The organism is Pseudoroseomonas ludipueritiae (assembly GCF_014490445.1).
GTDB classification, from domain to species: Bacteria; Pseudomonadota; Alphaproteobacteria; order Acetobacterales; family Acetobacteraceae; genus Pseudoroseomonas; species Pseudoroseomonas ludipueritiae.
The window spans coordinates 1-21,052 of the sequence record NZ_JACTUZ010000005.1 but is presented as its reverse complement, the minus strand read 5'-3'; the positions used below and the strand labels follow the sequence as shown (position 1 = coordinate 21,052).

Sequence of the window (21,052 nt, the reverse complement as noted above, 5' to 3'; positions counted from 1 at the left end):
CACAGGAGACCTGAACCGCCTTGCCCTGGCAACTTTATTTTGAAAGAGTTGGTTCAGAAAAAGACGGAGCCTCGCCGCCATGCTGATCCGGCTGGAGGAATCGCGCTTCCCCGACCCTGTGGAGCGTGACCGGGCACGGGTGCTGGCGGCGGTGCTGGATGGCGCTGCCGCCTCCCGCCCGCAACTGGTGGAGCAACTGGGGCTGCGCTCCACCACCGTCTCCCATCTGGTGGGGGAATTGGTGTCGCGGCGCCTGCTGCTGGAAGCCTCGGGCGAGAAGCTGGGGCGCGGGCGTCCCGCCGCCACGCTGCTCCCCAATGCACGCGGCCTGGGCGTTTCCGTGCTGCATGTAGCCAGCCGCAGCGTGGTGGGTGTTCTGGTGGATACGGCCGGGCGGGTACTGGAGCGCCATGTCATGCCGGTGGGGCCGGAGGCGGACAATGCCGCCATGGCCGCCGTGCTGGCGGACCTCGCCGGGCGCCTGCGGGGCGCGGTGCCGCGTGGCATGGCGCATGCGGGCACCAGCGTCGCTGTTTCCGGCATCGCGGATCTGCGCGGCGGGCGCTGGCTGGTCTCCTCCCGCTGGCCTGCGGTGGCCGGGCTGGACATCACCGCGGCGCTGGAGCCCGTGGCGCCGCCGGTGCTGGTGGTGCGCCACCTGGAAGCTGAGTTGCGGGCGCGCCTGCTGGCGGAGCCCGAGCGGCAGCCTGGTGGCTCCCTGCTGCTGCACTGGGGCTGGGGCATCGGGCTCGCCTATGCCCTGGATGGCCAGACCTTCAACGCGGCCGGCGGACCTTTCGGCGAGATCGGCCATTGGCGCTTCAATGCCCTGGCGGGCCGTCGCTGCGGCTGTGGCAATACCGGCTGCCTGGAAACCGGCGCCGCATTGTGGTCGCTGCTGCCGGAGCTGCGCAGACAATGGCCAGACCTCATGGAAGACGAGGCCGGCCTGGCCGCGCAGTTGCGGGACCGGGACCTGCTGGCCCTGCCTGCCATGACAGTGGCCGCGGAGCTGGTGGCCCGAACCCTGGCCAATCTGTGCCGCCTGCTCTTCCCGCAGCGGGTCATGGTATCCGGGCCGCTGGCCACCAACGCCGCCTACTGGGCGCATTTCGATGCGCTGTTCCGGCAGGAGGGCTTGCTGGGCGGGCTCGCCCTGCCGCCGCTGCTGCACGAGCCGGCCAGCGAGGCCCTGGGCATCCAGGGCGCCGCCGAACCGCTGCTGACCCAGGCGGTGGAGGGGTTGCTGCGCGGCGGGTGAGGTCGCGCCCCCCCCCAAACTGCGCCTGGGCCTCAGACCACCTGCGCCGCCCGCAGCGCCGCGATTTCCTCGGCCGAGAAGCCAAATTCGCTCAGCACGGCATCGGTATGCTGGCCACGGTCGGGCGTCGGCACGCGCGGCGGGGCGACGCCATCGAGTTGCATGGGCGGCCGCACCAGCGCGATCTCACCCAGCTTCGGGTGCCGCACCGGCCAGGCGAGGCCAAGATGCTTCACCTGCTCATCCGCGAAGACCTGGTCCATGGAATAGACCGGACCGCAGGGCACGCCGGCCTCGTTGAACTTGCCGACCCAGTGGGCGGAAGTATCCGTCTCCAGCTTCGCCTGCAGCACCGCGTTGGTCTTGGCGCGGTTCTTGGAGCGCAGGGCATCGGTGGCGAGGTCCGGGTCCTTGGCTTCCTCCTCGATGCCCAGCACGGCCACGATGCGGCGCCACATCTCCCCGCCACCGCCGGCGATGTTGATGACGCCGTCGCTGGTGCGGAACAGGCCGGTCGGGATCGTGGTGGGGTGGTCGTTGCCGGCCTGCTGCGGCACCTCCCCCTTCATGGTCCAGCGCGTGGCCTGGAAGTCCATCATGGCCACCATGGCTTCCAGCAGGCTGGTATGAACCCAGCGGCCCTTGCCAGTCTGCTCCCGCTCCAGCAGCGCCACCAGGATGCCGATGGCGCAGTAGAGCCCCGCCGTCAGGTCCGCCACCGGGATGCCGGCGCGCACCGGGCCCTGGCCCGGCAGGCCGGTCACGCTCATCAGCCCGCCCATGCCCTGGGCGATCTGGTCGAAGCCCGGGCGGCGGGCATAGGGGCCATCCTGCCCGAAGCCGGAGATGCTGCCCAGCACGATGCGCGGGTTGATGGCGGCAAGGGATTCGTAGTCGATGCCCAGTCGCGCCTTCACGTCGGGGCGGTAGTTCTCCACCACCACATCGGCCTTCTCCACCATGCGGCGGAAGGCGGCGATGCCTTCCGGCGTCTTGAGGTTCAGCGTGATGCCCCGCTTGTTGCGGTGGACGTTCTGATAATCCGGCCCCAGCGTATCGCCGCCCAGGCCCTTGCCGGTATCCACTGCCTCCGGCGCCTCGATCTTGATGACATTGGCGCCCCAGTCTGCCAGTTGCCGTACGGCCGTGGGGCCGGAGCGGACGCGGGTGAGGTCGAGCACGGTGAAGCGGGACAGCGGCAGCATGGTTCCTCCCTTTCCCCTCCGCCGGTGCCCCTCCTGGGGCCGGCGCGGGCTGGCGCACCAGAGTAGCGCGCATCGCCCGGGTGGGAAGCCCAGCGGTGCTCAGCCGCGCGGCGTATCTGACAGCCGGGCGAAGGGGCCGTAGAGGTCGTTCAGCTCGGTGCCCTGGGCCAGCTTGCTGTATCGCAGCGCCGAGGTGGGCTCCTGCGGCTGCACGGCCAGGATGTGGCGCCCCTGCCGGTCCAGGAACAACAGGTGGCGGTGGCTGTCCCCGCGGTGGATCACGTAGACCTGCCGCATCTCGGTCACACGTTCATCCAGGTCGGCCAGGGCGCGCTGGCGCCAGGCCAGGGACCACTGCTCCAGGCTCTGCGCCATGCTGGCGGCGGAGGCCTCGTCCTGCGCCCCGGCCCGCCGCGTGGCGGCGGGGCCTTCGGGCACCTCGTCCAGCAGGCGGTCCAGGTCCTCCCGCAGCCGGGCGATGATGGGGTTCAGCGCCGGCGAGAGGGATTGCTGCGCCTCCGACATCTGCGCCTCCAGCTCCATCTGCCGGCGGGCGGCGTCGTTCGAGCCGCCATAGCCGGTGAAGCGGCTCTGGTGATAGCCGGCGGAGGGGTCCGAGGGTGGAGTGCGGTCGTTGCTCATGGCGGCATGCCCCGTGGCGCCGGGAAAGGCCCGGCCTGCCGCGATTCCTGCCACCACAAGGATGAAGAAAGCGTGCAGGCCGCTGGTCAGCCGGCCACGCCGTAGCCTTCCTCCTCGATCGCCGCCTGGACCTTGTCGCGCGGCAGGGTGGTCACGGCGCGCACGGTGCCGCCCGTCAGGTCCACCCGCACCTCGGCGCCGGGGTCCGCGGCGCGGATAGCCTGGGTGATGGCGCGGGCGCAGTGCTCGCAGCTCATGCCGGTGACCTTCAGCTCAATGGTGTTGTTCACAGCGTTTTCTCCAACTCGTCCAGGATGGGGCAATCGGGCCGCGAATCGCCGCAGCAATGCTCGGCCAGGTGGCGCAGGCTGCTGGCCATGGCCTGCATGGCCTGCGCCTTGGCTTCCAGCGCCTCCACATGGTCCAGCGCGATGCGGCGCACGTCGGCGCTGGCGCGGTTGCGGTCGGCCCAGAGGGCCAGCAGCTTCCGGATATCCTCCAGCGGAAAGGCCAGGGCGCGGGCATGGCGGATGAAGCGCAGGGTGGCGACCTCGGCCTGTCCATAGTCGCGGTAGCCATTGGCCAGCCGCCGGCCCTGCACCAGCCCGAGCTGCTCGTAATGACGGATCATCTTCGCCGTCACGCCCGAAAGCCGCGCGGCGGTACCGATATTCATGCTGCCCTCCAGCGAGCCAGCAACAGCGCATTGCCCAGCACCGCCACCGAGGAGAAGGCCATGGCCGCCCCCGCCAGCGCCGGGGAAAGCCCACCCAGCGCCGCGAGCGGGATTCCCAGAGCATTGAACGCGAAGGCCCAGAGCAGGTTCTGCCGGATCTTGGCCAGCGTGCGCCGGGTGATGGCCAGCGTCGCCGGCACCAGCGCCGGGTCCGGCCGCAGCAGCGTGACATGCGCGGCGGCGATGGCGGCATCGGTGCCGCTGCCCATGGCGATGCCGAGATCGGCGCTGGCCAGGGCGGCGGCGTCGTTGACGCCATCCCCCACCATGGCCACGCGCTGCCCTTCCGCCCGCCAGGCGGCGACGCGCTCCGCCTTCTGCGCCGGCAGCACGCCGGCAGCGACGGTGTCGATCCCCAGCTCCCCGGCCACGGAACTGGCGGCCTCGGGGCTGTCACCGGTCAGCATGGCTACCCCGACGCTCCGTTCCTTCAAGGCCCGCACCGCGCTGCCGGCGGTGGGGCGGGGCGCATCGGCGAAGGCCAGAAGCGCCAGGATGGCAGGCTCGGCGAGGTCGATCAGCCAGGACAGGGTATGGCCCTGCGCCGCCTGGTACGCCGCCGCCTCGGCCAGCGGGCCGGCGGTCAGGCCGCTTTCCTCCAGCAGCCGGGTGCTGCCCAGCGCCAGCCGGCGGCCCTCCACCACGCCTTCGACGCCCCGGCCGGGCAGCGCGCGGAAGTTCTCGGCGGGCCGCGCATCGTCGCTGACCATGGCCAGGACGGCGCGGGCCAGCGGATGCTCGCTGCCAGCCTGCAGGCGGGCGGCCAGGTGCAGGGCATCTTCCAGCGCCACGCCCTCGGCCGGATGCAGCGCGGCGAGGCTGGGCTTCCCTTCCGTCAGCGTGCCGGTCTTGTCGAAGACCACCAGCCCGATCCGCCCCGCCTGCTCCAGCGCCGCCGCGTCCCGGATCAGGATGCCGGCGCGGGCAGCGGCACCGGTGCCGGCCATGATGGCGGCGGGCGTCGCCAGCCCCAGGGCGCAGGGGCAGGCGATCACCAGCACGGCCACCGCATGCAGCAGCGCGGCGGCCAGCCCGGCGCCAGCCAGCAGCCAGCCCACCAGCGTCACGACGGCGATGCCCACCACCACCGGCACAAACACGGCGCTGACCCGGTCCACCATCTTCTGCACCGGGGCACGGCTGGCCTGGGCCGCCTGCACCAGCGCCGCCACCTGGGCCAGCCGGGTATCGCCGCCCACCGCCCGCGCCCGCACCACCAGCCGCCCGTCCAGGGAGACGGTGCCGGTGGAGACGGCATCGCCCGCCCTTTTCTCGACAGCACGGCTCTCGCCGGTCAGGGCGCTTTCATCCACCCCGGCGGCGCCGTCCTCCACCACACCATCGGCGGGCACCCGCTCGCCCGGGCGCACCACGATGCTGTCGCCGACGCGCAGGGCGGCCAGGGGCACTTCCTCCTCGCGCCCTGCCCGGCCCAGGCGGCGGGCGGTACGGGGGCGCAGCGCCAGCAGCGCGGCGATGGCGGCGCCGGTGGCCCGCTTGGCCCGGTGTTCGAAGAAGCGGCCGAGCAGCACGAAGGCGATCACGACGGCCGCGGCCTCGAAATACAGGTGATGCTCGCCACGCAGCCATTGCACCGTGGAAAGGCCGAAGGCGGCGCTGGTGCCCATCGCCACCAGCAGGTCCATGTTGCCGGTGCCGGCCCGCAGCGCCCGCCAGCCGGCCCGGTAGAAGCGCGCCCCGAGCCAGAATTGCAGTGGCGCGGCCAGGATCAGTTGCATCCAGCCCGGCGGCATCCAGTCACGCCCCAATGCCATGCCCAGCATGCCGAGCAGAAAGGGCGCGGCCAGCGCGAAGGCGATCACCACTTCCCACAGGGCGCGGCGGTCCGGCGCAGGGTCGGCGGCCTGCTCCTCCGGCGCCGCGGCCAGGGCATAGCCAGCCTTCTGCAGGGCGGCGGCCAGGGCGGCATCATCCACCGTCGGCAGCAGCCGCAGATGCGCCTGCTCCGTGGCCAGGTTCACGCTGGCTTCCAGCACGCCCGGCACCTTCTCCAGGGCGCGCTTCACCCGGCTGGCGCAGCTCGCGCAGGTCATGCCGGAGATGCCGATGTCACGGCTGCCCTCCTGCAATTCATAGCCGGCGGCGCGCACCGCCTCGGCCAGTGCCGGCAAAGGGGCGCTGCCGCGCAGCCGGGCCTGCTCGGTGGCCAGATTGACGGAAACCTCCTCCACCCCCGGCACCTTGCGCAGGGCCCGTTCGACCCGGCCAGCGCAGCTGGCGCAGGTCATTCTGGCGATGGGCAGGGAGAGGCTGGGGGAAAGGGCCGCGGTTTCGGACATGCTGTCCATGTGGGGCTTCCCACAATGGGAAGGTCAAGAGGCGCCATTGCCAATTGACGCCGGCCGCGCGGCAGGGAACATCCTGATCATGCAGCCCTTTCCGTCCCGCCCCCTTTTGGTCGCCGCGCTCCTGTTGGCAGCGCCGGCGGCTACGCTGGCGCAACCCGCCCCAGCGCAGAGCCAGGCCCAGAACCGCTTCCAGATCATCAATCGCACGGGGCAGGAGGCCAGCGCCGTGCATGCCGTGCGGAGCGGCCGCGCCGACTGGGGCGGCAATCTGGCGCCCGGCCCCATGCCCAGCGACAAGGCCCTGACCCTGCGCCCGGGTGCCGATGCCGGCTGCCGCTTCGACGTGCGGCTGGTGCTGGGCGATGGACGGGAGGCCGTGAAGCGCAACCAGGATATCTGCGCCACGCCCCGCGTGGTGCTGGAGAGCGGGGATGTGCGCGCGGTGGCCTCCGGCACGCCGACCAGCCCAGCACCGGGGCAGCCTAACCCCAAGGCGCGGGTATCCTCCGGCACCGGCTTCGTGGTGGCCGCGGACCGGGTGCTGACCAACCGCCACGTGGTGGATGGCTGCGACCATGTCTTCATCCGCACCGCCGACGGGCGGATGCTGCCGGCCGTGCCGCCCGCGAAGGTGGACGCCAACCTCGACCTCTCGCTGCTGGCGGTGCCGGGCAACCCGGGCCCGGCGCTGGCCTTCCGCTCCGGCCCGGCGGTGCGGCGGGGGGAAGGCGTGGTGGCCTATGGCTTCCCCCTGCCCGGCCTGCTCTCCTCCGACCCAAAGCTGACGCGGGGCGAGGTGAACGGCCTGAACGGGTTGGGCGACAACCCCGCCCAGTACCAGATCAGCGCCCCGGTGCAGCCAGGCAATTCCGGCGGGCCGCTGCTGGACCTGCATGGCAATGTGGTGGGCGTGGTGGTCAGCAAGCTGAATGCCGGCGCCGTGTCGCGCCGCACCGGCGACATCGCGCAAAACATCAACTTCGCCGTGAAGGGCACCGCCGCCGCCGAGTTCCTGCGCCGTGCCGGCCTGACGCCCAGAACGGAGGACAGCACCGGCACCGAACGGAGCGCCGCCGATGTGGGCGAGGCCGCCAACCGCAGCACCGTCTTCATCCGCTGCGAACGCTGAGGGCATTCAGCCCTTCGGGGTGCCGGGCCGCTGGCAGGCACCGCGAGGATGAACCAGCCGCCGGCTGAGGCCGGTAGGCTGCGAAAGGCCCCGGCAGCGTTGGGCGCATGCAGCGCTCAACGCATCGCCCGGCGCGTTATCCTGTTTTCCTGGACAGGATCTCAATTACCGCAACGCCGTGGATGTTTTGCAGATCCCACCTGCGTCCATTCAGCACGACTCAAAATTACCGCGCGAATTTCGAGGGGAGATCCCTCTATCAACTTCCCTTTTCCGCCAGGATCTTGAAAGCTTCCGCACTGGGAGATGCTGGATCTGAACAACTGGCGGATTGAAATATGGCCGGGAAGGGCAACAGGGATTCGAAGGCGGATCATCCGGAGAGCAGCGCCGCCGGCGCCAGCGTCGTGTCACGTGTGGCCGATATCCTCCGGGCCTTCGCGGAAGGTGGAGAAAGCGCCTCCATCAAGGACCTTTCGCACCAGTTGGCGCTGGCGCCAAGCACGCTGCACCGGCTGCTGGACCAACTCGTCACGGCCGGGCTGATCGAGCGCTCGGCAGGACGGCGCTATCGTATCAGCAACGAGTTCAGCCGGATCGGCGCCCTCGTGGCCCGCAGGGCCGGTGTGCTGCGCCTTGCACGTCCCGTGGTCCAGGACGTGGCACGGGAGACGACCGAGACCTGCATGCTGGGCATGCTCCTGCCCCAGACCCTGACCATGATGTTCGTGGAGAAGGCTCCCGCCTCAGCGCCAGTGCCCTACCAGATCCGGATGCACCATTCCCGTTCCCTGCTCTGGGGCGCGACCGGGCTGTGCCTGCTGGCCTGGCTGGGGCAGGAGGCGATGGAGCGGGTGCTGCGGCGCGGCGACCTCTCACCCCTCGACGGCCGCACGCCGCCGGGCAGCAGGGAGCTGGCGGAGCGGCTCGCCCAGATCCGGGCCCAGGGCTATGCGCTGACGTGCGGCGAACAGACGCGGGAAGCCGTAGGTATCGCCGCACCGGTCTTCGGCGCCAACCGGAGGATCGTCGGCGACCTCTGCATCACCTTGCCCAGGGCGCGCTTCAGCGACGCCGACGAAAGCCGCCTCGCTGGACTTCTCATGCGGCGCGCGGCGGCACTTTCCCGCCTGAACGGGCATATCCCCTCTCCCGCGCATGGCGGCCGGGAGTGAATTCCGCAAGCCGGAATTTGCATCCGATTCTGCATTGAGTGGGGCGGACCACGGGATCTAGCGTCGCTGTGGTCGGGTGTCACCAACCACCGCCGCTACTCCAAACCGGCAGTGGATGCTGCGATTCAGCGGGCGCTGTGCACGGTGGATGCGGAAGGCGCCGCGCCTCCATCAGAATCGGGACCGGATGCCTATGACCCTTCTCTGCGACCTGACTGCGGTTGAGCTGCGGCGGCTGATCGGAACTCGCCAGATATCCCCGGTGGAGCTGGTGCGCGACTGCATCCGGCGCATCGAGGCGGTCAATCCCGTCCTCAATGCCGTGGTGGCCACGGATTTCGAGGCGGGGCTGGAGGCAGCACGCGCGGCCGAGGCGCAGGTGATGCGCGGCGACAAGCTCGGCGCGCTGCACGGCCTCCCTGTCGGCGTGAAGGATCTCAACGACACGGCCGGGCTGCGCACCACCTATGGCTCGCCCATCTTCCAGGACCATGTGCCAGCGCGGGATGAGCAGATGGTTGCGGCGCTGCGGCGCGCGGGCGCCATCATTCTGGCCAAGACCAACACGCCGGAGTTCGGCACCGGCGGCAACACCACCAACGAGGTCTATGGGCCCACCGGCAATGCCTTCAATCCCGCGCTCTCCTGCGCGGGGTCGAGCGGCGGTTCGGCCGTGGCCCTGGCGGCCTCCATGCTGCCGCTCTGCACCGGCTCCGACACCGGCGGCTCGCTCCGCAAGCCCGCGGCCTGGTCCGGGGTCGTCGGCTTCCGGCCGACGCCCGGCCTGGTGCCCTCGGAGAAGCGGCGGCTGGGTTGGTCGGTGCTGTCGGTTCAGGGGCCGATGGGCCGCAACGTCGCCGATACCGCCCTGTTGCTCGGCACCATGGCGCGGGGCAGCAGCATCGACCCCATGGCTTCGCCGCAGGCCGGGGGCGAAGATGTGGCACTGCGGCGGCCGCAGGACCTGTCATCCCTGCGGGTGGCTTTCTCCACCGATCTCGGCTTCGCGCCTGTGGCACCCAGCATAGCCCGCGTCTTCACCGCGCGCATGGCGGCGCTGTCCGGCCTCTTCTCTGGCCTGCGCGAGGAGAACCCTGACATGGCCGGCGCGAACCGCGCCTATCGCGTCATTCGCTGCGTCAACTTCCTTTCAGCATTCCGCAGCCACTACGAAAGGGATCCGCAGCTTCTTGGTGCCAATACACGCGGGAACTATGAGGAGGGCCTGACCTATACCCTGTCTGACCTTGCCGAGGCGCATATGGAGCAGACACGGATCTACCGGGCCTTCCAGGATTTCTTCACCCGCCACGATCTGCTGTTTCTGCCCTGCCAGGCGCTGACGCCATTCCCGAAGACCCAGCTTTATCCGACCGAGATGGAAGGGATGCCGCTGTCCGGGTACTTCGACACCTCTGGCATCACCTTTGCCATCTCCATCACCGGCCACCCGGCTATCTGCATCCCTTGCGGGCTGGATGACTATGGCATGCCCTTCGGGCTGCAGGTGGTCGGGCCGCGCGGGGCCGATGCCTTCACGCTCGATTGCGCCATGGCGCTGGAACGGCTGTTCCAGGACTTGCCCGGCTTCGGCAGGCCTGTGCCGGATCTTGACCTGCTGGAGGAGGCGAGCAGGTCGATGGCGCACCCCTGCCCCCTTCCGGTCACTCAACAACGTCGCGCTGAAGCCGACCCAGGGCGCCATCAACCGGGGTGAGCGGCAGGGCCTTTCCCAGGCCACGCCGGGCGTCCACGCCAATGCGCTGCAGGATATGTGGCAGGCCGCCATCGAGATCGTCCAGCGCGTGGGCGGTGATCCCGGCATGTCGGGCCTCTCGGGCCCCTCGGCCCCACCGGCGGCGGTGCAGCCGGCGCAGCCCATCGTCATGGAATCCGAAGGCCACGCCATGCTCAATGACGCCTGCGCCTTTGAAGCTATCCTGCGGCAGTTGCGGGATGCCGGGGTGGAGATCCTGCGGCGCGGTGACCACCCGCTGGTCGAGGCTTTCGAGGAAAGCGCCGCCGACGCTAAGGCCATCACGAACCAGATCTGCGCCTTCGAGAACCTGAGTGCGATGCGCCGCCTGCTGGAGCAATACCGCCTTCGCCTCCTGCAACGGAAGACGGTACGGCAGCACATGGATGCACGGAGAACGACACTCGCCCGCTGGATGCTGGAGAATCTGCAATCCGTCAGCGTCTGGCCAGGGCCTGGCGGCAGGCCATTCTCGCCGGCCTCCATCGCTCGGAGGACTAGGGCGCTCGCCCTGGCCAGCGCGATGGGAAGAGACGCAGCATGGGCTTATTCCGGCGCCGCGCCGTCGAGATCAGGGTCATTGGCCGCGGAGCCAAGGATATGCGCCCGCACGCTCTCCGCCACTCGCACGGCATTTCCGGCCCGCAGCGCGGCCAGAATCTCCCGGTGACCCTCCGCGCTTCGGCGTAGGGCACGCACGGAGGGCCAGAGCACCACGGGCCAAAGACGGGCGCGGTCCCGGGTTTCGGCAGCCACCTCCACCAGCGCGCGGTTCGGCGCGAAGCTGTAGAGCGTGTCGTGGAAGTCGAGGTTCGTGGCACTCTGGCTGGTGGTGGTGCCCTCCGCCACCGCGTTGTCGAAGGCATCGGCCTTCTCCCCCAGCAGACGTAGCGCGGCTTCGTCCAGGTGCGGCAGGGCGCAGAGGGCCGCCTCGCATTCCAGCAGCGCCCGCACGGCCAGCATGTCCCTCAGGCGCTGCCGGTCCGGCTTCGCGACCCGGAAGCCCCGGTTCGGCACATGCTCCACCGTCTGCCGGAGCGCGAGTTCCGCCAGGGCGGCACGGATGTCGAAGCGCGTGGCACCCAGGCTCTCCTCCAGGTCCACCTGCCGCAACCATTCGCCGGAACGATAGGCGCCGGAGCGGATGGCCGCCGCGATCTCGGCGGCGAGATGGCGCTTGGGCTGAGTTGAGCGTGGCATTTCCTGGTGGTGTCCTGGCGAAAAAGATTGCGGCGGGCTCGCAGGCCCGCTTAGCCTATTGGCGCCAATTATTGCGCCAAAAATAGAACGGGTCGAGCCACGATGCAGGGACGGCCCATGAGGGAAGGAAACACGGAATGATCCGGATCGGTCGCCGCACCGCCTTGGCTCTGCCTGCCCTGATCCTGGCGAACCACGCGCGAGCGCAGGGCGCCCCCGCGAGCTACCCGCAGGGCTACAGCGATGTGGTCACGGGTGCGGAGCGGGAAGGAAGCCTGCTCATCTATTCCATCATGTCGGCCGAGAACTGGCGGCCTGTGCTGGAAGGCTTCAACCGCCGCTATCCCAAGGTGAAGGTGGAGACGCTGGACCTGCCGAATTCGCGCGAGGTCTTCGAGCGCTACCTGGCCGAGCGCGGCACCAACAGCCGCACCGCCGACCTGCTGGCCACCGCCGACCCTTCGGGCTGGATCGAATTCCAGCAGCGCGGCGAGGTGATGCCCTATGAGTCGCCCGAGGCGGCATCCTGGCCGGCGTGGTCGAAACCCTGGCCGGGGGTCTATACCGTTTCGGCCGATCCGCTGGTCTTCATCTTCAACAAGATGCTGGTGCCGGAGGCACAGCAGCCCAAGAGCTTCGCGCAATTCGCGGCGCTGGCGCAGGAGAATCGCAGCCGCTGGCGCAACAAGCTGACGAGCTATGGCGCGCATTTCGGCGGCTTCGGCTACTCGGCCAATTTCGGCTTCGCGCAGAAGCATGGCGACCAGGCCTGGGAATGGTTCAAGCAGATCGCTCCCACCCAGCCGCGGTGGGAGCGTTCCGGCGGCCCGATGACGGAGAAGGTGACCTCGGGTGAATATGCCGCCGGCTGGTTCGTCTCGGCCATCACCTTCTGGCCCCGGCTCAATGACCCGGCGCGCGCCCGCGTGCTGGGCTGGAACTTCATCGAGGACGGGCAGCTCGTCATCCTGCGCGGCATGGCCATCCCGAAGGGCGCGCGCAACGTCAATGCGGCGAAGCTGATGCTGGATTATATCGCCTCGCCTGAGGGTCAGACGGCTTTCGGCCGTGGCGGGCTGACCCCGGCACGGCCCGATATCCGGCCCGGCGAGGGCATCCGCCACACCTTCAGCTCGATCAGCGAGGCAGTGGGCGGCGAGAAGAACATCGCTTTCATCGACTACAACCCCGCGATCCTGGAGCAGTACCAGCCGTTCATCGACCGCTGGAAGCAGGCCTATGGCGTGAGCTGAGCCCATGAGCCTGGCCATGTCCCGGCCGGAGGCGCCACCCGCGCCCCCGGCCATCCCGCGCGCTGTGCCGATACAGTACGGCACCGCGCTGCTGGTGCTCGTGCTGGTGGCGGGGCCGCTGCTGCCGGTGCTGCTGCAATCGGTGCTCGACGGCGCGCTCTACGACGCCGAGTACAACCTGACCCTGGCGAACTTCGCCCGTCTGGCCCGCACCGAAGGCTTCGGCCTGGTGCTGCTGAACACGGCCATCCTGGCGGCGCTGACCACGCTGGTGGCCCAGGTGGTGGGCACGCTGGCCGCCATCCTGTTCGGCCGCACGGACCTGCCGCTGGCGCGGCTGATGAGCGAGTTCTTTCTCTGGCCGCTCTATCTCTCGGCGCTGGTGCTGTCCTTCGGCTGGTATGCCGTCTATGGCCCCTCCGGCTACCTCACGCTGCTCTGGCAATCCGTGCTGGGGGAGGCGCCATGGACGCTCTATTCCCTCACCGGCATGGCGGTCATCGCCGGGGTGTCGCAGGCACCGCTGGCCTATATCTACTGCCTCTCCTCCGCCAGCATCACCGATCCCTCGCTGGAGGAAGCGGCGCGCGTTTCCGGCGCCGGCACCTTCCGCACGCTGTGGCGCATCACGCTGCCGCTGATGAAGCCGGCCATCGCCTATAGCGCCGTGCTGAACTTCACAGTGGGGCTGGAACTGCTCTCCATTCCGCTGATCTTCGGCGACCCTGCGGGCATCACGGTCCTTACAACCTTCCTGTTCAACAATGGTATTTCCTCGCCCAAGCCGGACCATGGTCTGGTGGCGACGGCGGCGGCGCTGATGCTGGCGGTGGTGTGCTTCCTGGTCTGGCTGCAAGGGCGGATGCTGGGCAATACGCGACGCTTCATCACGCTCGGTGGCAAGGCGACAAGGCCACGCCCCTTCCGCCTCGGCGGGCTGCGCTGGCCGCTGTTCATCCTGGCCGCGCTCTACATCATGGCCACCGTCATCGCGCCGATCGGCGTGCTGGTGCTGCGGGCCTTCACGGCCTTCCTGTCGCCGATGATCCCACTGAGCGAAGTGCTGACCACCGGCAACTTCGCACAGATCTTCGATTACCCGGTCTATTCCCGCGCAGTGTGGAATTCCTTCGTGGTCAGCCTGGTGGGCGGCGCCATCGCCACGGCGCTGATCGGGCTCATCGCCATCATCGTGCACCGCTCGGAATTCCGTTTCCGGGGCGCCCTGCAATACCTCGCGCTGTTTCCGCGCGCGGTGCCGGGCGTGGTGGCGGGCATCGGCTTCTTCTATGCCTTCGCGCTGCTGCCGGGCCTGGGCTTTCTGCGCAATTCCATCTGGATTTTGGTGATCGCCTTCACCATGCGCTTCATCCCGGCCGGCATCGGCGCCGTGGCGCCCATGCTGCTGCAGGTGAGCCACGACCTCGACCGCGCCGCCCGCGTGCAGGGCGCCGACTGGTGGACCACCAGCCGCCGCATCCTGCTGCCGCTGATGCGCCCGGCGCTGGTGGGATGCTTCACCATCCTCTTCATCTCCTTCTTCAAGGAATACACCACCGCGATCTTCCTCTTCGCGCCGGGCAGCGAGGTGATCGGCACCGCGCTGCTGCAATTGTGGGTGCAGGGGGAGGTCGGTCTCGTCGCCGCGCTGGCGACCATCCAGGTGGCGGTGATCGCCATCTGCGTCGCCGCCGTGCGCGGCATCTTCGGAGTGAAGCTGCATGGCTGACCTGACCATCCAGGGGCTGACCAAGCGCTTCGGCGGCGTCACCGCCGTCGAAGGGGTGGACCTGCATGTGGCGGATGGTGAATTCGTCACCCTGCTCGGCCCCTCGGGCTGCGGCAAGTCCACCACCCTCGCCGCCGTGGCGGGGCTGGACCGCGCCGATGGCGGCCGCATCCAGGTGGGCAAGACCGTCTATTTCGACGCTGCGAAGGGCATCTACCTGCCGCCCGAGGCGCGCAACTGCGGCCTTGTTTTCCAGAGCTACGCGCTCTGGCCGCATATGACGGTGGCCGACAACGTGGCCTTTCCCCTCACGCTCCGCAAAGTGCCAGGGGCGGAACAGAAGCGGCGCATCGAGGAAGTGCTGGCGCTGGTGGAGATGGAGCGCTTCGCCGGCCGCTACCCGCACGAACTTTCGGGCGGGCAGCAGCAGCGCGTGGCGCTGGCACGGACGCTGGTCTACCGCCCGGCCATCCTGCTGCTGGACGAACCGCTCTCCAACCTCGATGCCAAGCTGCGGGACCGCGCCCGCGCCTGGCTGGCCGAGCTGCGCACGCGCCTGGGCCTCACCACCATCTACGTCACGCATGACCAGATCGAAGCGCTGTCGCTTTCCGACCGCATCGTGGTGATGAATGGCGGGCGCATCGCGCAGATCGGCACGCCGCAGGAAATCTACGAACACCCGGCCGATCCCTTTGTGGCGGATTTCATCGGTACCACCAACTTCCTGCCCGCCCGCGTTCTGGGCGAGGCAGGCGCCGGCGGCCGCACCCTGCTGGAACTCTCCGATGGCCAACGGCTGGAGGCCATCACCGAGCGTCCCGCCGCCGCCGGCAGCAAGGTGACCATCGCCTTCCGGCCGGAGCAGATGCAGGTGGCGCCGCGCGGCGCCAGCATGGAGGGCGGCTCGGTGCTGGCCACACGCGTCACCAGCCGCTCCTATGTCGGCGGCCAGTGGCAGGTGGGGCTGGAACTGGCCGGCGCCGTCCTGCGGCTGGAAGCACGCCAGCCTCCGGCGGAGGACCAACTTCATCTATGGCTGCCCCATAGCGGCGGCATCCTGTTCCGGGGAGGCGCCGATGTCGCCGCTTGACGATACGCGGGCCAGCGGCCTGCCCCGCGCCGACTATGCCCCTGGCGCGCCCGGGCCATTGCAGGGCGTGCGGGTGCTGGACCTTTCCCGCCTCGTCGCCGGGAACACGCTGACGCAGCACCTGGCCGATTTCGGCGCCACGGTGGACAAGGTGGAGCCGCGCGATGGCGACACGCTGCGCGGCTGGCGTGTGCGCGGGGTGGAAACCGCCTGGAAGGTGCATGGCCGCGGCAAGCGCAGCCTTTGCCTCGACTTCCGCCACAAGGACGCGATCCCGCTGATCCGCCGCCTCGTGCCAGGAGCCGCCGTCCTGGTGGAAAGCTTCCGCCCCGGTACACTGGAGGCGATGGGTCTGGCGCCGGAGGAGTTGCTGAAGCTGGAGCCACGGCTGATCATTGTCCGCATCTCCGGCTGGGGGCAGGACGGGCCCTATTCCCGCCGCCCTGGCTTCGGCACGCTGGTGGAAGGTTTCGCGGGCTTCGCGGAAATGAACGGCTTCGCCGACCGCGAGCCGGTGCTGCCGCCCATGTATCTGGCCGATACCATCGCCGGACTGACGGGCGCCTTCGCCACCATGGCGGCGCTGCGCGAGGTGGAGATGCGCGGCGGAAAGGGACAGGTGATCGACCTGCCGCTGCTGGACCCGCTGTTTACCGCGCTGGGACCGCAGGCGGCGAATTACCGCCTCACCGGCAAGACCAAGCCGCGCACCGGCAGCCGCTCCACCGGCGCCGCGCCGCGCAACGTGTACCGCACCAAGGATGGCGGCTGGGTCTGCCTTTCCGCCTCCACCCAGGGCATGGCGGAACGGGTCCTGCGCTCCATCGGCCGTGGCGAACTGGTGGAGGACCCGCGCTTCCGCACAAACGAACAGCGCGTGCAGCACGGCGAGGAACTGGACGCCATCATCGGCGCCTTTGTCGCCCAGAAGACATTGGAGGAAAACGTGGCCTTCTTTGAAGCCGCCGAGGTGACCATCGGCCCGGTGAACGACATCGTCCGCTTCATGGCGGACCGCCATGTCCGCGCGCGCGGCCTGCTGGCGGAATATCCTGACGAGGATATGGGACGATTCCCCATGCACGCGATCCCGGCGCGGCTTTCCGGCACCCCCGGGGCCATCCGCGCGCCAGCGCCGCGCCTTGGCCAGCACAGCCGCGAGATTCTGGCAGCGCAGGGGCTCGAAGCCGAGGAGATCGAAGCGGCGCAGGCTTCCGGCCTGGTGGTGGCGGCATGAGCGCGCGCCCGCACCCCGTCTGGCGCTCCGGCCTTTTCGTGCCGGTGAATGTGGAGCGCTTCCTCGCCCGCGCACATGAGCGTGGCGCCGACGCCATCCAGCTCGACCTGGAGGACAGCATCGCCCCCGCCGACAAGCCGGAGGCACGCCGCAAGGTGGAGGCGGCCGTGACGCGGCTGCGGCAGCATGGCAAATCCGACATCCTGGTGCGCATCAATCAGCCGCTGGAGGACGCGGTGCGGGACCTGGAGGCGGCGGTGATCCCCGGCGTCGATGCCATCATGGTCACCAAGGTGGAGGGCCCCGACCACCTGCGCCTGCTGGATGAGCTGGTCTCCCGCCTGGAGATCCGGCGCGGGCTGCCGGAAGGCGGCATCCGCTTCGTGGCACTGGTCGAGGCACCCGGTCCCCTGGCGCAGGCCCATGCCATCGCCCGCTCCACGCCCCGCCTGGTGGCGCTCTCCCTGGGTGCGGAGGACTATGCCACCGCCATCGGCGGCGAACCCACGGCCGAGGTGCTGATGCTGCCCAAGCTGCAGATCCTCCAGGCCGCCAAGGCAGCGGGGCTGATGGCGCTCGGCACCATCGGCACCGTGGCCGACTATTCCGACATCGAGGCCTATACGCAGGTGGTACGGCGTGCCGCCAGCTTCGGCTTTGTCGGCGCCTCCGCCATCCATCCGGCGCAGGTGCCGGCACTGAACGCGGGCTTCAGCCCTTCCGCCGAGGCGGTGGCCAAGGCGGAGCGGATCATTGCCATGGACCGCGAAGCAGCGGCACAGGGGCGCGGCTCCTTTGCCCTGGATGGCAAGATGATCGACATCCCCATCGTGCAACGTGCCGAAGCCCTGGTGGCGCGCGCCCGCGCGATCGCAGCCCGCGTCGCCGCGGAGAAACAGCCGGCATAGCGGGCGCGCCGCGCGGCTCGGAGCATGCCTCCGGCACCATTGCTTCGCGATGGGGAAGCGCGGCCCGGCCGTCACGCCTCCGCCGCACAAACCTGGCTGATCACCAGGCCACTACGCGGCGCCGCTGGCATCTCCGAGAGGCTGATGCTGAGGTCCTGCGGCGGCACCTCGTAACGCATGCCGCACAGCAGCCGCACGGCCCGCTTGATCAGGGCGATGGTGATCCATTCGCCAGGGCAGCGGTGGCCTGTCATGAAGTCACCGGCCCCCTGGGGGATGAAGGTATAGGGGTGACCCGGCCAGTCCTTGAAGCGTTCCGGCTGGAATTGCTCCGGCTCTTCCCAGAGGCGGCGGTCATGGTTGGTGCCATAGAGGTCGAGAATGACCCAGTCCCCGGCAGCGAAATGATGTCCGCCCCAGTCGCAGCCCATGAGCGCCCGGCCGCCGATAACGGGGAAGAACGGGTAGAAGCGCCGCACCTCCTGCACGAAGGGTTCCAGCCAACCTTCATCCCCCGCCAGGCGCCGCCGCCAGGCGGGATGCTGGTGCAGTGCCAGAGCGGCGAAGGTGATGAAGCGGTTCACCGCCACCATGGGCCGCAGCAGGTTGATGATCTCCACCGCCGCCGTGGCATCGGTCAGGGCGGCGCCATCGATATCCCTGTGACGGGCGATGGTGGCCAGGGGGCTATCCCCCTCTGCCTGCACGCGGCCGGCCCGCACATCCCGCACCAGCCGCCGCATGCGCCGCTCGGTGCGGCGGCGGAGCGTCAGGGCGTGCAGCGTTCCGGGGCCGATCTGGCCTGCGCCCCGGATCATGGCCTGCAACTCGCGTGACATGGCGGGCGCCTGCCGCTCCGTCAGCGGCACCCCGACCCAATCGCAGGCGGTGCGGCTCAGGATATGGCCGATCTCTGGCAGGAGCGTGACCTCTGGCCGGGAAGCCCATTGTGCCACGGCGACATGCCAGTGCCGTTCCAGCAGTTCGGCAACATGAGAGATACGGTCAGGCGACATCAGTGACATGAACATGGCCTTGCGCGCGCGGTGCGCGGCGCCATCCAACCCCTGTATGCTGCCCTTGTCCTGCAACAGGCGCAGCACGGTCTGCGGCATGGCGCCCTGGCGGGTGAAGCGGCCACCGTCATAGAAGAATTGCGCGGCATCCGCGCCGCGCATGCAGACCACGGGAGTTAGCATGATTCGCGTGCTGAAGAGGTCCGAACCCAACCCGTCACAGCGCCGCGAGATGAAGGTATAAGCCTCCCGCAGAAAAGGGATGGTATTGTCCACGCCAGCGGCGCGCAGGATAGCGGGCATGGGCTCCCTCCTTCAGGTTGGCAGTTCCAACCCGATGACTGCGGCGATGGTTGCCACCCGCCGCAGCACCGCAGCGCTTCATGCCGCAGGATGCCGCGTTCACCTGAGATCCGGTTAAACACGGCCGCTCTCGCCCGTCGCCATGTGGCCTTCTGAATTCGCTTGACGTCCATTACCCCTGTTCTTCTAGACACCATGATCGACTGCTACCGGGCCTGAGGCCAACACGAACCCTGACTTCTCAACTGGAGGCTGGGGCGATGAACGGAAGCGAGTCCTGGATACCTTCCACGGTGCCGGCCCATGACGGAAAGCCGAAGGGCGATGCGGCGCTGATCCATGCGCCTGTTCCCTGGCTTCCTCCGCTGCGTCTGGGGCGGTCTTTTCTCACCTCCAGCTTTGTCGTGGCCAATACAGGCGCCTGTCTCGCGAGCTTCTCCAGCTTCTACTGGATAGGTGAGCGCTGCGAGGTGGCGTCGCCCGATGCCAGAGGCCTCGCGCAACACTCGGGCGAGGAGCTGTTGCGCCTCCTCGCCTCGCTCGGCCCGCACGGGCAATCGCCATCCGTTCGGTTGCTGCGTGAGAAAGCCGAGTGCCTGCTCCTCGCGCGGCGCTTCACCGCGCGCGTGGCGGGGTTGCCCGGGTTGCGGCTGCCTGCTGCGGCGGCGGCGCACCGCTCTCGTTTTCTCGAAGCTATTGACCGCGGCGAGCCATTATCCTCGGCCGAAGTGTGGCGCATGGTCCTGGATGTGCCGAACTGCCTTGCCGCGCTTGGGGATGCCTTGCCGGGCGCGGAGGCCCTGGTCCTGATCCGGCGCCATGCACCCATCATCGAGATTGGCGCGGGCATCGGCCTTTGGGCGCGTTGCATGGGGCGCGCGGACATCGAGGCCCTGGCGACAGACAAGAGCCGTGGAGCCTGGATCGGGCGCTGCGGCCCGGTGCTGCGCGGTTGCGACGCACGTTGCGCCTTGGCCTCGCCGGCGAGCAAGGGGCGGGCGGTGTTGATGCTCTGGCCGGTTATCTCCGAGGACGGGTGGCTGGCCGAAGCTTTGGAAAGCCTCCGGCCCGGCTGCGTGTTGCTGATCGGGTCTCCGGAGCTGGATTTCGTCCGTGATGTGGATCGCCGTCATGGAAGCGGGCATGCGCTGGGCTCCACCCTCGTGCAGCAGGCCCGCCGCGTGATGCAGGTGCTTGACCAAGGCTTCATTGCTCTGGGCGATGCCGCTCTGGCTTCAGCCACACCGGACCGGCTCCATACGCGCCTGCGTGCTTACCGCCGCATATCACGGCAAGGTCTGTAAGCGACAGCGGCAGGCCCCTAACGCAAATGCATTAACGAATCGGGCTGACTGCTACAGAACGCGATCGCGATCTAGCTTCCTGCATCCGAGCCGCCATCAATCGGCAAAAGCCGGGGGCGGTGATCACCGACAGGAGTGCGGAGCATGGCGAGCCCAGAAAACGACGCCCTGCAAGATCTCGCCTACGCCACATCGGAGGGACCTGCCGACCAGTTGGAGGCCGGGCCCTCCGGCGAGGACCAGGGCGATTACGGCGATTTCGGCGATGCCGGAGACTTCGGCGATTCCTGGGACTCTGGCGACTTCGGCGATTACGGAGATGCCGGTGACTTTGGCGAATACGGAGATGCCGCAGATCCCTATATGGCCGATGCCGGGGATTTCGCCGACTTCGCCAGCGATGGCAGCAGCATGAGCGCCGAGGAGGCTGAGGAGAGTGTCAGCCAGACCGTCGGTTCGATGCTGGGTGCCGAAAGCGAGGATGAGTTCCTCGGCGGCCTCGTGCGCGGCGCGGCACGGCTGATCAAGAAGGCCGCGCCCATCGTCGGCAAGATCGCCCGCGGTGCGGCTCCCATCCTTCAGCTCATTCCGCATCCCGCGGCACAGGGCGCGGCGGCTGTCGCCAATGTGCTGGGCAAGCTCCGCGCCGAAGGTGCCAGCACCGAGGACGCGCTCGAAGCCGTGGCCGAACTCGCGGCGCGGGACACGCGCGCGCTGCCCATCGTCGCCGGCCTCGCCGCGCGCAGCGTGCTGAAGAGCACGGCGGCGCGCCTGCCGCCGGCGCAGCGCCAGCAGG

General features: G+C 69.2%; 19 protein-coding genes. 11 read left to right on the top strand and 8 right to left on the bottom strand.

What is annotated here, in order from left to right:
• The first annotated feature begins 79 nt into the window (after window positions 1–79).
• On the top strand, window positions 80–1,261 hold the full coding sequence (locus tag IBL25_RS02715) for an ROK family protein (RefSeq protein ID WP_187777023.1): 1,182 nt from the start codon (window positions 80–82) through the stop codon (window positions 1,259–1,261).
• A 32-nt stretch (window positions 1,262–1,293) separates the two neighbouring features.
• Here the strand turns inward: IBL25_RS02715 and IBL25_RS02710 are convergent, their stop codons facing one another.
• From IBL25_RS02710 to IBL25_RS02690, 5 genes are all read right to left on the bottom strand, one after another.
• Complete coding sequence (locus IBL25_RS02710; protein ID WP_187777022.1) at window positions 1,294–2,466, bottom strand: CaiB/BaiF CoA transferase family protein; 1,173 nt, start codon at window positions 2,464–2,466, stop codon at window positions 1,294–1,296.
• Between the two features lie 99 nt (window positions 2,467–2,565).
• On the bottom strand, window positions 2,566–3,108 hold the full coding sequence (locus tag IBL25_RS02705) for a hypothetical protein (RefSeq protein ID WP_187777021.1): 543 nt from the start codon (window positions 3,106–3,108) through the stop codon (window positions 2,566–2,568).
• Between the two features lie 86 nt (window positions 3,109–3,194).
• Complete coding sequence (locus IBL25_RS02700; RefSeq protein WP_239417002.1) at window positions 3,195–3,398, bottom strand: heavy-metal-associated domain-containing protein; 204 nt, start codon at window positions 3,396–3,398, stop codon at window positions 3,195–3,197.
• On the bottom strand, window positions 3,395–3,784 hold the full coding sequence (gene cueR, locus IBL25_RS02695) for a Cu(I)-responsive transcriptional regulator (RefSeq protein WP_187777020.1): 390 nt from the start codon (window positions 3,782–3,784) through the stop codon (window positions 3,395–3,397). Before cueR ends, IBL25_RS02700 begins: the two co-directional genes overlap by 4 nt.
• Window positions 3,781–6,153 carry a heavy metal translocating P-type ATPase gene (locus IBL25_RS02690; protein WP_367615535.1) on the bottom strand — a complete coding sequence of 791 codons (2,373 nt, stop codon included), beginning with the start codon at window positions 6,151–6,153 and terminating at the stop codon, window positions 3,781–3,783. Before IBL25_RS02690 ends, cueR begins: the two co-directional genes overlap by 4 nt.
• Window positions 6,154–6,232: 79 nt before the next feature.
• On the opposite strand from IBL25_RS02690, the gene IBL25_RS02685 reads away from it, so the two are divergent.
• From IBL25_RS02685 to IBL25_RS02675, 3 genes are all read left to right on the top strand, one after another.
• A complete protein-coding gene (locus IBL25_RS02685) occupies window positions 6,233–7,282 on the top strand; it encodes a S1C family serine protease (RefSeq protein WP_187777019.1) in 1,050 nt (349 codons plus the stop codon).
• Between the two features lie 338 nt (window positions 7,283–7,620).
• Complete coding sequence (locus tag IBL25_RS02680; protein WP_187777018.1) at window positions 7,621–8,457, top strand: IclR family transcriptional regulator; 837 nt, start codon at window positions 7,621–7,623, stop codon at window positions 8,455–8,457.
• Window positions 8,458–8,644: 187 nt separating this feature from the next.
• Window positions 8,645–10,174: an amidase gene (locus IBL25_RS02675; RefSeq protein ID WP_238940170.1), complete on the top strand. Its 1,530-nt coding sequence runs from the start codon at window positions 8,645–8,647 to the stop codon at window positions 10,172–10,174.
• On the opposite strand, the gene IBL25_RS02670 is transcribed toward IBL25_RS02675, so the two are convergent.
• Together IBL25_RS02670 and IBL25_RS02665 are read right to left on the bottom strand one after the other, a co-directional pair.
• Window positions 10,122–10,646: a hypothetical protein gene (locus IBL25_RS02670; protein WP_187777017.1), complete on the bottom strand. Its 525-nt coding sequence runs from the start codon at window positions 10,644–10,646 to the stop codon at window positions 10,122–10,124. The genes IBL25_RS02675 and IBL25_RS02670 overlap by 53 nt on opposite strands.
• A gap of 113 nt (window positions 10,647–10,759) precedes the next feature.
• On the bottom strand, window positions 10,760–11,413 hold the full coding sequence (locus tag IBL25_RS02665; RefSeq protein ID WP_187777016.1) for a GntR family transcriptional regulator: 654 nt from the start codon (window positions 11,411–11,413) through the stop codon (window positions 10,760–10,762).
• 137 nt (window positions 11,414–11,550) lie between these two features.
• Between IBL25_RS02665 and IBL25_RS02660 the strand changes: the two genes are divergently transcribed.
• The 5 genes from IBL25_RS02660 to IBL25_RS02640 are packed head-to-tail and all read left to right on the top strand — an operon-like array spanning window position 11,551 to window position 17,633.
• Window positions 11,551–12,666, top strand: a complete 1,116-nt coding sequence (locus tag IBL25_RS02660) for an ABC transporter substrate-binding protein (protein WP_187777015.1) — start codon at window positions 11,551–11,553, stop codon at window positions 12,664–12,666.
• Window positions 12,667–12,670: 4 nt separating this feature from the next.
• Window positions 12,671–14,395: an ABC transporter permease gene (locus tag IBL25_RS02655; protein ID WP_187777014.1), complete on the top strand. Its 1,725-nt coding sequence runs from the start codon at window positions 12,671–12,673 to the stop codon at window positions 14,393–14,395.
• Window positions 14,388–15,488, top strand: coding sequence for an ABC transporter ATP-binding protein (locus IBL25_RS02650; protein ID WP_187777013.1), 1,101 nt, complete (start codon window positions 14,388–14,390; stop codon window positions 15,486–15,488). The genes IBL25_RS02655 and IBL25_RS02650 overlap by 8 nt, the downstream gene beginning before the upstream one ends.
• Window positions 15,475–16,725, top strand: coding sequence for a CaiB/BaiF CoA transferase family protein (locus tag IBL25_RS02645; RefSeq protein WP_238940169.1), 1,251 nt, complete (start codon window positions 15,475–15,477; stop codon window positions 16,723–16,725). The genes IBL25_RS02650 and IBL25_RS02645 overlap by 14 nt, the downstream gene beginning before the upstream one ends.
• Window positions 16,722–17,633, top strand: a complete 912-nt coding sequence (locus IBL25_RS02640; protein WP_187777012.1) for an HpcH/HpaI aldolase/citrate lyase family protein — start codon at window positions 16,722–16,724, stop codon at window positions 17,631–17,633. Before IBL25_RS02645 ends, IBL25_RS02640 begins: the two co-directional genes overlap by 4 nt.
• 71 nt (window positions 17,634–17,704) lie before the next feature.
• On the opposite strand, the gene IBL25_RS02635 is transcribed toward IBL25_RS02640, so the two are convergent.
• Window positions 17,705–18,952, bottom strand: coding sequence for a cytochrome P450 (locus IBL25_RS02635; protein WP_187777011.1), 1,248 nt, complete (start codon window positions 18,950–18,952; stop codon window positions 17,705–17,707).
• A gap of 260 nt (window positions 18,953–19,212) precedes the next feature.
• Between IBL25_RS02635 and IBL25_RS02630 the strand changes: the two genes are divergently transcribed.
• Window positions 19,213–20,256, top strand: coding sequence for a hypothetical protein (locus IBL25_RS02630; protein ID WP_187777010.1), 1,044 nt, complete (start codon window positions 19,213–19,215; stop codon window positions 20,254–20,256).
• A 144-nt stretch (window positions 20,257–20,400) separates the two neighbouring features.
• The coding region (locus IBL25_RS02625; protein WP_456315847.1) for a hypothetical protein at window positions 20,401–21,052 on the top strand (652 nt) is incomplete at its 3' end.

Bases quoted from the DNA above. Each gene is read 5' to 3' on its own strand.
- IBL25_RS02715 (WP_187777023.1), top strand. From the start codon at position 80: ATGCTGATCCGGCTGGAGGAATCGCGCTTCCCCGACCCTGTGGAGCGT.
- IBL25_RS02710 (WP_187777022.1), bottom strand. From the start codon at position 2,466: ATGCTGCCGCTGTCCCGCTTCACCGTGCTCGACCTCACCCGCGTCCGC.
- IBL25_RS02705 (WP_187777021.1), bottom strand. From the start codon at position 3,108: ATGAGCAACGACCGCACTCCACCCTCGGACCCCTCCGCCGGCTATCAC.
- cueR (WP_187777020.1), bottom strand. From the start codon at position 3,784: ATGAATATCGGTACCGCCGCGCGGCTTTCGGGCGTGACGGCGAAGATG.
- IBL25_RS02690 (WP_367615535.1), bottom strand. From the start codon at position 6,153: ATGGACAGCATGTCCGAAACCGCGGCCCTTTCCCCCAGCCTCTCCCTG.
- IBL25_RS02685 (WP_187777019.1), top strand. From the start codon at position 6,233: ATGCAGCCCTTTCCGTCCCGCCCCCTTTTGGTCGCCGCGCTCCTGTTG.
- IBL25_RS02680 (WP_187777018.1), top strand. From the start codon at position 7,621: ATGGCCGGGAAGGGCAACAGGGATTCGAAGGCGGATCATCCGGAGAGC.
- IBL25_RS02675 (WP_238940170.1), top strand. From the start codon at position 8,645: ATGCCTATGACCCTTCTCTGCGACCTGACTGCGGTTGAGCTGCGGCGG.
- IBL25_RS02665 (WP_187777016.1), bottom strand. From the start codon at position 11,413: ATGCCACGCTCAACTCAGCCCAAGCGCCATCTCGCCGCCGAGATCGCG.
- IBL25_RS02660 (WP_187777015.1), top strand. From the start codon at position 11,551: ATGATCCGGATCGGTCGCCGCACCGCCTTGGCTCTGCCTGCCCTGATC.
- IBL25_RS02655 (WP_187777014.1), top strand. From the start codon at position 12,671: ATGAGCCTGGCCATGTCCCGGCCGGAGGCGCCACCCGCGCCCCCGGCC.
- IBL25_RS02650 (WP_187777013.1), top strand. From the start codon at position 14,388: ATGGCTGACCTGACCATCCAGGGGCTGACCAAGCGCTTCGGCGGCGTC.
- IBL25_RS02645 (WP_238940169.1), top strand. From the start codon at position 15,475: ATGTCGCCGCTTGACGATACGCGGGCCAGCGGCCTGCCCCGCGCCGAC.
- IBL25_RS02640 (WP_187777012.1), top strand. From the start codon at position 16,722: ATGAGCGCGCGCCCGCACCCCGTCTGGCGCTCCGGCCTTTTCGTGCCG.
- IBL25_RS02635 (WP_187777011.1), bottom strand. From the start codon at position 18,952: ATGCCCGCTATCCTGCGCGCCGCTGGCGTGGACAATACCATCCCTTTT.
- IBL25_RS02630 (WP_187777010.1), top strand. From the start codon at position 19,213: ATGAACGGAAGCGAGTCCTGGATACCTTCCACGGTGCCGGCCCATGAC.